Genomic DNA, 11130 nt, shown 5'->3' with positions numbered 1-11130 from the left:
TAGAAAAACTTCTCTCCCTTTTCGTTTAAAGCTTCTGCAAAAATACCACCTTCAAATAATCACCTTCTTTAAATTCCTTAATTGTCTTAAAATCGACAGGTAGTCTGAACTCTTCAAGAATTTGATACTTGGAATCGGCTTGCTTGAATGCCTTTTCGATAAAACCTTTAAATTTGTCCATGCCAAATGTACTGCAATTCGTAGAAGCTACAATCACGCCCCCCTTTTCGGTGATATGGATTGCTTTTGCTAATAAATCTGGATAATCTTTTCCGGCACTGAATGTATTTTTTTTTGAACGAGCATAACTTGGCGGATCGAGGATTACTAAATCAAATGACAGATTTTTTCGACCTGCATACTTGAAATAATTGAAGACGTCCTCAACAATAATATCCTCTGTTTCAAAATCGATTCCGTTTACACTAAATTGCTCAATCGTTTTGCTTTTACTGCGATTCGCAACATCAACGCTCGTTGTTTTTATGGCACCACCTAATGAAGCCGCAACTGAAAAGGCACCCGTATATGAAAAAGTGTTTAATACCGTCTTCCCCTTCGCATACTTATCACGTATCGTTTTTCTTACCTCGCGCTGATCTAAGAAAATCCCTACCATTGCACTCTCATTTAAATAAACGGCAAAATTAATGCCATTCTCTTTTATAAGAAGCGGTACAGGCGCTTTTTCTCCGATAAGAAAATCATCATCTTCCATATATGTCCCTTGCAAATCGAAACGTTTCTTTTCATATATTCCTTTATAATCAATAATGTTGCCTAGGGCCTCAATGAACAAATCCTTAAAATGATAAATGCCTTCACTGTACCACTGAATAAGAAGATACCCATCGAAGTATTCAATCGTCGCACCTCCGATTCCGTCCCCTTCACCATTAAACAAGCGGAATGCTGTTGTTTCAGAATCATTAAAGAAAGACCTCCGCAGTTCAAAAGCTTTTTTTAATTTTTTCTCAAAAAAGCGCACATCAATTTGTTCATCCTTCCGGCGAGTTAAAACCCAACCGAGTCCCTTATTTTGCTTCCCATAATAACCTTTCGCCAGAAACAAACCACTATCATCTATTAATTCAAGAATCGTCCCTTCCGCACCTAATTGTTGTAAATTTTGAATGGCTTCCTTTTTGATAAGCGGAAACCCTGTCTTTATACTTTTCACATACGATGATTTTACTTTAACCTTTACAATTTGCTTCATAAAAACCGCCCTGTTCATTTAATTTTCCCTCTATTAGTAATGGCATTATAATCTCTTAAGCTTAAATGGCTCATTTGTGTAAAAGCGTTGTCTTTATCAACTTATTCCATCTAAGAAATAAAAAAGAAGCCTCATCCATTTATAGAATGGGCTTCTTCCAGCTTTTCTAATACCTCTTATTATACCTTTGTTTTCAAGCTCATACCATTTTTCATTGACCAATTGTCCATTTGAGCTTTTCGTTGCTGAAGAAACTTTTTTTATCGTTATACTTCGGTCACCCATAGCTCTAACCTCGGCTTATGCCAAAGGCTTTGGCACTGCTTTCAGTTCAGGTTTTAATATCCCTGCATTCATCGTTATACTGTAGCATAAAATTTTGTCACATGCATTCTTCTCGTAATTATATTTCAAGTAGCCAATGCAAAAGTAATTTCTATACTGAAATAAAATTTCAGTATTATATATTAAGTATTGAAATTTTATTTCTAAGGAGTTATACTAAATCTGGATAACCTATCATAACAACAAGTCATAAGCATGGAGGCATAGTATGCAGCACAATTTGAAAACGCTAACAACAGAATCTCGCAATGAACGTTCAATGGCGATTGATACTGCACAACCACTTGATATTCTCAAACTTATGAATGAGGAAGATCAAAAAATTGCCGAGGCAGTTGCACAAGAGCTTCCTCATATTGAAGCCGCAGTGAAATACACATTGGACTCATTTAAACAGGGAGGTAGACTCATTTATATCGGTGCTGGAACAAGTGGGAGATTAGGTGTTCTTGACGCGGTGGAGTGCCCTCCGACTTTCAGCACTGATCCCAATATGGTTCAAGGAATTATTGCAGGCGGAGAACAAGCATTTGTTAGAGCTGTTGAAGGGGTTGAGGACAAACCGGAAGCAGGGGAAGCCGACTTAAAGAAAATCAATCTTTCGTCTCAAGATACGGTTATTGGGATTGCGGCAAGCGGAAGAACCCCTTACGTTATTGGTGCCCTTCAATATGCGAAGAGCATTCAAGCAAAAACAGTCGCCCTCTCGTGCAACCGCAATGCTCTCATTAGCAAAGAGGCCGACCAAGCGATCGAAGTCGTCGTTGGACCTGAAGTATTAACAGGCTCAACAAGATTAAAGGCAGCGACTGCACATAAAATGGTTCTGAATATGATTTCGACAAGCTCGATGATATTGCTTGGGAAAGCCTATGAAAATTTAATGGTAGATGTTCATGTAAGCAATGAAAAATTAAAGGAACGCGCTCTGAACATTATTATCAAAATTACTGGGGTTACCTACGAAAAGGCAATGAAAGCACTCGAGGCGGCAGATCTTCAAGTGAAAACAGCGATTGTCATGATACAGAACGATGTCACGAAGGACGAAGCGCTCCAAATGCTAGAGGAAGCCGATGGATATGTTCGCAGAGCGATCAAAAAGGAGTAAATGGATTTTAAAAGGTGGTAATGAACGGTGATTTCAGGTGGATTAAAAATTATAGAAAATATGCTTATGCAGCTTCCAGAATCGGAAAGAAAAATTGCTCAGTATATCTTGGATGCTCCACATGAAGTTGTAAACTGCACAGTGAGTGAGTTAGCAGCCGTTACATCGTCGAGCGGCGCCGCTGTTATTCGACTTTGCAAATCATTAGGTTTCAAAGGCTTTCAAGATTTAAAGGTTCGTGTCATTAGCGACTTAGGAAAGCCGGTTGAACAAGGATATACAGATATCAAAAAGGATGAGACGAAAGAGAATATCGTTCAAAAAACATTAAGTAACAGCATTCAAAGCTTACGTGATTCTGCTGAGGTTATCCAGTATGAGGAACTTGAAATGGCTGTTCAAACTCTATTGGCTGCCAAAAATATTCATTTATTTGGAATTGGTGCTTCACAAATAATCGCAACGGATGTTCAGCAAAAGCTTTTGCGCATCAATAAACACGCCACCGCCTTCTCAGATACACATCTGGTTGCTACGTTAATCGCAAATGCTGAAAAGGATGATGTATTATTTGGAATCTCTTTCTCTGGAGAAACACCTGAAGTTATTAATGTGATGGCGTTAGCAAAAGAAAAAGGGATGAAAACGATTAGTTTAACGAAATATGGACATTCTTCAGTAGCAGAATTAGCAGATATGAAGCTGTTTACTTCCCATTCTACAGAAGCTCCGTTTCGGAGTGCTGCCACTTCCTCCCGATTGGCACAACTATTTATGATCGATGTCTTGTTTTTATGCATGGCAACAGAAACTTATGAGGAAACCGTTGATTATATTGAAAAAACAAGAAGTGCTATCAAATTTTTAAAAGAGCAATCAACCGGAAAGTGAGCACCAAATTATTTAGAGAAAAAGCTTGCCAAGTGATTTCATTATTACCGCTTGAGAAAAAAGCTTTATTACGATGATAGGGGGAGCAAAAATGGCTGAAAATAAAATTTTAGCTGAAAAAATATTAAAGCAATTAGGCGGCGCAAAGAATGTTGAGTCTTATACACACTGCATGACTCGGCTTCGGGTGACCCCAGTAGACGAATCTCTCGTCAATAAAGAAGAGATCAAGAAAATTGATGGTGTCATCGGATTTGTCGAAGAAGAAACGTTGCAAATCATTCTTGGACCAGGAAAAGTTAATAAAGTAACGGAGGAGTTTGGTAAATTAATAGAGCAATCAGGAGAAATCAATTTAAAAGAACGGGCAGCATCAGTAAAATCAGAGTTAAAAACGAAAAACGCTACTCCTTTTAAATTATTTTTAAGAAAAATTGCCAGCATCTTTATTCCATTAATTCCTGCTTTAGTAGCCTCAGGGTTAATTACAGGGATTTCAAAAGCGGTTATTCAAGCTGGATGGCTCTCAGCGGAATCACAGCTTGCGATGATTTTAACTGTTATTGGCGGCGGGCTATTTACGTATCTCGGCATTTTAGTGGGGATTAACGCAGCGAAGGAATTTGGCGGTTCGCCAGCTCTCGGTGGTCTGGCAGGGATTCTTATTATCAATCCTGCCTCCGCTTCGATCGTATTATTTGGAGAAGAGCTCGTTCCAGGACGGGGTGGACTTATCGGTGTCTTACTTGCGGCCATCTTTATCGCCATTGTAGAAAAAAGAGTTCGCAAATTTGTCCCACAATCACTTGATATTATAGTTACACCTACTATCGCATTATTGGTTACTGGAATTGTCACATATTTAGTTTTTATGCCAGTAGGTGGCTTCATATCAGACGTGATTACAAAAGGATTATTAGCTGTGTTAGATATGGGCGGAATTATAGCTGGATTTGTTCTTGGTTCAACCTTCCTTCCGCTCGTTGTAACAGGACTGCATCAAGGCTTAACGCCAGTGCACTTAGAATTAATTAATACGATTGGCGACGATCCATTACTCCCAATTTTGGCAATGGGCGGTGCCGGCCAAGTTGGAGCAGCTTTTGCCATCTACTTTAAAACAAAGAAACCACGCTTAAAAAGAGCGATTGGCGGGGGACTTCCTTCTGGGGTTTTAGGAATTGGCGAACCACTTATCTTTGGAGTTACCTTACCACTTGGACGACCATTTATCACTGCTTGTTTAGGGGCTGGTGTCGGTGGAGCGTTCCAAGCATACTTTAATATCGCTACAATTGCAGTTGGGGTGTCTGGTTTGCCACTCTCATTCCTTGTTCACACCCATCAAATTGTTCTTTATTTAGTAGGTGTACTCATTGCTTATGCTGCTGGTTTCATCTTTACTTACCTATTTGGGTTTAAGGATGAAATGGCAGGTGAATACGATTGATTGGAATCTCCTTTTATTTAAACGATCCAGCTGCCGCAGAACGAATTTCACTTGCTGGAAAAACAGGTGTGAAGCGGGCATTTACCTCGCTTCACCTCCCTGAGGAGCAAGGAGAATTAGCTGAGCGCGCCAAAAAGCTGTTACAATTAGCGAGCGAGAACGCAATTGAGGTTTTTGCTGATGTATCCTATAACACCCCGTCTCATCTTGGCATTGATGATCTTTTCCAACTAAAAGATTTAGGGGTAACAGGACTTCGCTTAGATGACTTTTTTGACAATGAGCTGATTTTAGCCCTCGCTGCTGAGTTTAAAATTGCCATTAATGCGAGTATTTTATTTGAGGATGATATTCTCGCTCTTACCTCTAAAGGATTAAAAACAGAGAGTCTTATTGGCTGGCATAATTTTTATCCACGGAAAGAGACCGGATTAAGCATAGAGTTCTTTCGCCAACAAAATGCATTGTTTAAACGTTACAATATACCAATAAGTGCCTATATCCCAGGAGCTGGCGAAAAAAGAGGGCCATTGTTCGATGGCTTGCCAACTTTAGAAGAACATCGCAAGCAAGACCCTTTCCTATCTGCACTCCAGCTTTTTCATGAAGGAGTGGAAGATGTCTATATCGGTGACCCTGCCCCAGGTGAACAATTGCTTGCAAAATTGCAATTATTCTCTGAGGAGAAAACAATCATCGTTCGTACAGAAGCCGGTTTTCTGCATCAAGGTACTTATAAATTGCGCCCCGATCTTTCCAGAGACGTGCTGCGCTTTATGGACACACGCTCAAAAACAGTAATTGCTCCTGCCAATACGGAGATGCGTCCAGTAGGAACGATTACAATGGACAATCATCTCTATGGCCGTTATCAAGGTGAAATTCAAATTGCGTTACGCGATTTGGTTGCTGATCAAAGGGTGAATGTCCTCGGTAAGGTGTTGAACGATGATCTTCCATTACTAGCTTGCCTTCCTCCGGGAGCAACTGTTCAACTGGTTTAATCTAGCTGGGACGCTTTGCTTTTGGGGTGAAGACCGATATTTTTCGGTGAAGACCGATATATCCTGATAAAGACCGATATTTTCTGGTGAAGACCGATATTTTTCGGTGAAGACCGATTTCCTTTCATCATCACTATTTTCACACACAAATATTTGAGGGTATCACCTTATTATGCGGTGATACCCTCTTTAAAATTATTCTCCAGTATATACCAACAACGCAACACATTCTACATGAACCGTGTGCGGGAATAAATCGACTGGCTGTACTTTCTCCAATCTATATCCGAACGGCTCGAGCTCTTTAATATCTGTAGCAAATGTATCAGGGTTACAGGATACATAAACAATGCGCTCAGGTTTAGAACGTCCGATTCTTCTCATCACTTTTCCACCGGCTCCTGAACGGGGCGGGTCTAATAATAATAATTCAGGATTACCGAAATTCGCTAATACCTCGTCAATGCCTTTACGAGCATCTTTTGCTAGAAAATACGTGTTCGTTAATCCATTATCCAAGGCATTTCGTTGCGCCGATTCAATCGAGCTTTCAACAATCTCAATACCGGCAAGCTTTTCCACTCTACTTGCAAACGGAAGTGAAAATGTTCCAACCCCACAGAATAAATCAATCATTTTTTCAGTTTGCTTTGGTTCACCCATCGCAACTGCCAGTTCAACCAACTTTTGTGCTTGTGTCGGGTTCGTTTGGAAAAATGTATCGAACCATAGACGGAAGCGGTATCCGTCCATTTCATCATAAATAAAGTCTCTCCCTGCAAGGATATGACTTTTTTCAGATTGGGTACGATCCGCCCAATCAGTATTCTCAAGCCACATTAAACTTTTCACTTGGGGGAACTTTGCTGTAATTCGTTTAACCAAATCGCTCGTTGCTCCATCAAGTTGTCCAGTTGGAGCCTCAGTTGCAAATAAAGCCAGCATCATTTCACCTGTTACGAATGACTGCCTCACCATAAGATGGCGTAATAAGCCTTCGTGCAGATCTTTATTATATCCTCTTAACTTCTGTTCTTCTGCCCATTTGGCAACCTCCATTGCAGCCTCAACCATTTCTTCCCCTGCAATAAGACATGTTTCCAAAGAAATAATTTTTCGGAAATTTCCTTGTTCATGCAACCCTAACTCACCTTCAGGCGAAAACGTAAACTCCATTTTATTGCGATAATGCCAAGGCTCATCCATTCCAATCGTATCTGCGACAAGCTCTGGATTAAAACCTTGCGTTTCGATCGCCTCTTTCACATGGGAAGTCTTTTGCTGCAGTTGTCCACGATATTGCCAATGCTGCCAAACACATCCTCCACATCGATCAAAATGAGGACAAGGTGGAGCAATGCGCTCTGAGTGCGTCTCTAAAATTTCTTCAGCAATCGCCCTTCTTCTTCGACGTTCTGGCTTGTCCACAATAACACGAACTTTTTCCCCAGGGAGTACTTGCGGAATCGTTAGCCTTAACTTTTTCTGATTTCCGTGCTCATTCTCACGCCAAACACTAGCTCGTCCTGCACCTTTATCATCCAAACTTTTTATCTCAACAATCATTTCTTCATTCGTAATGGTCATAATTAATTCCTCTCCATTAAATCTTTTACTCCAATTAGTATAAAGGACTAATGGACTTTTGGGAATGATACATCCTTAGTAGATATTACAAGCCTTGACATAAAACACCTAATCTTTCATTTCCGTTAAGAAAAATTGTTTAAAGTTCGTTTTCATCTCGGAGTTCTTGCCTCAGTATATGTATCCTATATCTTAAACAAAAAATTAACATTGTTATACTGATTGTTAATAAAACGATTTTGGCCACATTTCCCGTAAAACTTTGGTTTTGCACAAAATAACTGATTACTTATGAACAGTTCATTTCTCAGACTCCCACTCATTTAATAAGATTTAGCGAGCGCAAAACTGCACCTCCAAATGTTAGTACTCCCTAACAATTAAAGGTGCAGTATTTTATCCATTATTAATTCAACGCATTTGAAACGAACTCAAACATAGAGCTACTCATCTTTGGACCGCCATTTCTCACCGGATTACCATTCCGATCAGAATAACCACTGCTATGTACACCAATGACTTGATTGCTTGTATTTAACATAGCAGAGCCCGACTGTCCTGGAGCTGTATCAATTGTATAATAAGCAACTTGACTATCCTCACTTGCCACATTTCCACGCATCCCATATTGATTTATAGCTCCATCTCTTCTAATCAAATCACCAGGATAACCATAGATCCCGATGTTCTGATTAAGAATATTCGTTACCTGCCTAATTCCTGCATATCCAGCACGTTCTCCTGCATGGCGGCCATTCGATGGACTTAGTACAAGAACTGCATAATCTTGAGATATTGCCCCAGTATTGATCCAATGGGAAGTAACATAATAATCGATCGCATTATATGCTCCAAATAAAGCGGTACTACCACTTACACCCGGATAAACTGTGGCACTCATTATCCCTCTTTGCGTAGTAGGATTCACAACACAATGCCCATTTGTTAAAACTCTATCGATACCAATTAATGTCCCTGTACAAGATCCGCGGCTACCATCTGCCCACTCCAAGGAAATATAAGTAATGGCACTATATGGGAATACTGTTGTATTTTCTACTCTAGTTCTTCCATCTGGACCGATGACAACAAATGGTGCGACTTCATTTGTGGTCACATCTTTTACTAAAGGTTGTGTAGTCTCTAAAAAGCCTTTATTTAGCAAATCACCAACAAAAATAGGATTAAGCTCTCCTGAGCCTTGAAAACTTTTTGTTTCATTAATAAACGTTAAGTTCTTATTGCTGTAATCCTCATATTTTGTTACCTCACCCTTTGAATTAACTCTATCCAAGGGATGTGAAGATTCCTTTGCATTAAAATGAAAATCTCCTAGCGTTTCGTCTGCCAAAGCACTGATTGGAACGAATAAAAAGGTAAACAAAAAGATTGTTAGAAAAACACTTTTTTTCAAAATATTACCTCCTTTCAAAATATGATTATATTATAACGAATTTTCAGAAAACAAACAATTACAATTAGTAAAGAAGTGTAAATTTATTTGTTTTTATCAATTTTCCTTATTTGCATTAATTTAATTTGTGCCGGGTACGATTCAAGGACTTCTTCATACCAAATAGCGACCTGATCACCACTTTTAATTCCTGTCCCTAAAAGTTTCATTCCATCATCTAGTAATATCGCTATTTCCTCAAACTTTTTTGAAAACATCGTAACATCTTCATCAGAAAAATTTTCCAAATCAGAAGCTGTAATATTTTCTCCTTTAACGAAATATTTCGTACCATTGTGAAAAACAATATAGCCTTCATCAGTTGGCTCCTGCCCCTTCATGGAAAAACGATTGCTCATTTCGCTAAAAACCCATATGCCAATAAGCAAGAACAACAAGCCTCCAAGCACAGCCTTCTTTGATGTCAAAATTTTTTTCACAATCCACACCACCAGAAAAGTCATATTTTATTATATTACTATCTTCGCTACAATCATTGTCTTCTCCTGTGTTATTTTCTAGTTCCTTTGGTGTGAAATTTATGTAGGGTTCGACAGTCATTTCCATTTCGTCTTTAGGTAGACCGTCACGATTTCAATCCATATCTCTACATTAGTACCCAACTGTACAGTATTTCAATCCACGCACCTATTTAAGGTGCGACTTACAAGTTTCGAAAGACTATGACCGGACATTAATTTCAATCCACGCACCTATATAAGGTGCGACCGAATTTGCTTCTATGATGTTTGATGTCGTGCGAATTTCAATCCACGCACCTATATAAGGTGCGACGCCAGTTCTCCAAATTTCTCTCGAAGCTTTTTTGCTATTTCAATCCACGCACCTATATAAGGTGCGACATTAGATATCTTTTTGTTAGGTGATCGCATCACTATTTCAATCCACGCACCTATATAAGGTGCGACGGGATGGTTTACAAACTTTTACAATGATATCTAATAATTTCAATCCACGCACCTATATAAGGTGCGACAGCCATAAACCAAGGTGGGGATATAGCAATTTAAATTTCAATCCACGCACCTATATAAGGTGCGACATAACTTTCGTTTATTTGTTTTAATAAAGTTTTATTTCAATCCACGCACCTATATAAGGTGCGACTTTATTCTTCATCCACGTGGGGTAAAATTCACAATTTCAATCCACGCACCTATATAAGGTGCGACGGTATGACGATATTTTAGTTACTACTCCGGATCGAATTTCAATCCACGCACCTATATAAGGTGCGACATTGATTGGGTACTCGCTCACTGGAGAGATTACAATTTCAATCCACGCACCTATATAAGGTGCGACGCAATTTAAGGATCGCATGAAGCTGAGTGATGATATTTCAATCCACGCACCTATATAAGGTGCGACGGAAATAATGTTCTCGTTTAGCCGAAATAACGTAATTTCAATCCACGCACCTATATAAGGTGCGACCTAAGGGAGGGTTGTACTCCTTTATAGACACGTTGATTTCAATCCACGCACCTATATAAGGTGCGACTATTTTCTGCCTTCTCCCATATCCAGCTGGGGAATTTCAATCCACGCACCTATATAAGGTGCGACGCTCATCACTGCACCATCCTTATTACACGCAATATTTCAATCCACGCACCTATATAAGGTGCGACTTAATGTAGTTAATGAAAACCACCATAGAGCTATATTTCAATCCACGCACCTATATAAGGTGCGACGTTGTTTCAGCAGCTTGCATGCCGAAACCTGAAAATTTCAATCCACGCACCTATATAAGGTGCGACCTTGCCGAGGCGACCACTGCGGTAGTATTTAAACATTTCAATCCACGCACCTATATAAGGTGCGACCATCAGTTATACTCACTGCTTCATCACCCAAAAAATTTCAATCCACGCACCTATATAAGGTGCGACGATTGATGGCCATATATATTTCTTTGGATCGGCTACACTTAGTTAGACAGAAATTTTAAGGTCAAGTAGAATGAACTATACTAATCAGTTATGAGGAGAATCTACATGACAAGAAAAGTACGTCGAACATTTACCGAAGAATTTAAACAAC

At 39.4% G+C, this 11130-nt stretch carries 8 protein-coding genes and 1 CRISPR repeat array; of the genes, 4 read left to right on the top strand and 4 right to left on the bottom strand.

Annotation, left to right across the window (positions count from 1 at the left end; genetic code table 11):
* Positions 1-25 precede the first annotated feature (25 nt).
* Entirely contained in the window at positions 26-1219 is a 1194-nt protein-coding gene (locus tag PZE06_RS07540; protein WP_150915210.1) for a class I SAM-dependent rRNA methyltransferase, read from the bottom strand.
* 553 nt (positions 1220-1772) lie between these two features.
* On the opposite strand from PZE06_RS07540, the gene murQ reads away from it, so the two are divergent.
* From murQ to PZE06_RS07520, 4 genes are all read left to right on the top strand, one after another.
* Complete coding sequence (gene murQ, locus PZE06_RS07535) at positions 1773-2675, top strand: N-acetylmuramic acid 6-phosphate etherase (protein WP_150915199.1); 903 nt, start codon at positions 1773-1775, stop codon at positions 2673-2675.
* 27 nt (positions 2676-2702) lie between these two features.
* Positions 2703-3566, top strand: a complete 864-nt coding sequence (locus PZE06_RS07530; protein ID WP_095309558.1) for a MurR/RpiR family transcriptional regulator — start codon at positions 2703-2705, stop codon at positions 3564-3566.
* Between the two features lie 91 nt (positions 3567-3657).
* Positions 3658-5016, top strand: coding sequence for a PTS transporter subunit EIIC (locus PZE06_RS07525; RefSeq protein ID WP_150915200.1), 1359 nt, complete (start codon positions 3658-3660; stop codon positions 5014-5016).
* Entirely contained in the window at positions 5013-6020 is a 1008-nt protein-coding gene (locus tag PZE06_RS07520; RefSeq protein WP_150915201.1) for a MupG family TIM beta-alpha barrel fold protein, read from the top strand. Before PZE06_RS07525 ends, PZE06_RS07520 begins: the two co-directional genes overlap by 4 nt.
* Positions 6021-6215: 195 nt before the next feature.
* On the opposite strand, the gene rlmD is transcribed toward PZE06_RS07520, so the two are convergent.
* The 3 genes from rlmD to PZE06_RS07505 form a co-directional block, all read right to left on the bottom strand.
* Positions 6216-7607, bottom strand: coding sequence for a 23S rRNA (uracil(1939)-C(5))-methyltransferase RlmD (rlmD, locus tag PZE06_RS07515; RefSeq protein ID WP_150915202.1), 1392 nt, complete (start codon positions 7605-7607; stop codon positions 6216-6218).
* A gap of 406 nt (positions 7608-8013) precedes the next feature.
* The gene (locus tag PZE06_RS07510; RefSeq protein ID WP_191963177.1) at positions 8014-9021 is read right to left on the bottom strand and encodes a trypsin-like serine peptidase; all 1008 of its coding nucleotides are present in this window, start codon (positions 9019-9021) and stop codon (positions 8014-8016) included.
* Between the two features lie 83 nt (positions 9022-9104).
* Positions 9105-9500, bottom strand: coding sequence for a DUF3221 domain-containing protein (locus PZE06_RS07505; protein WP_191963176.1), 396 nt, complete (start codon positions 9498-9500; stop codon positions 9105-9107).
* Positions 9501-9692: 192 nt separating this feature from the next.
* A CRISPR array of direct repeats spans positions 9693-10979; the repeat unit is 32 nt; unit sequence ATTTCAATCCACGCACCTATATAAGGTGCGAC.
* Positions 10980-11130: the final 151 nt, after the last annotated feature.

Origin of the sequence: Robertmurraya sp. DFI.2.37, from assembly GCF_029211245.1 — a bacterium.
GTDB lineage: Bacteria > Bacillota > Bacilli > Bacillales > Cytobacillaceae > Robertmurraya > Robertmurraya methanolica_A.
The sequence above is the reverse complement of the archived record's forward strand: the minus strand, read 5'-3'. Positions and strand labels throughout refer to the sequence as shown.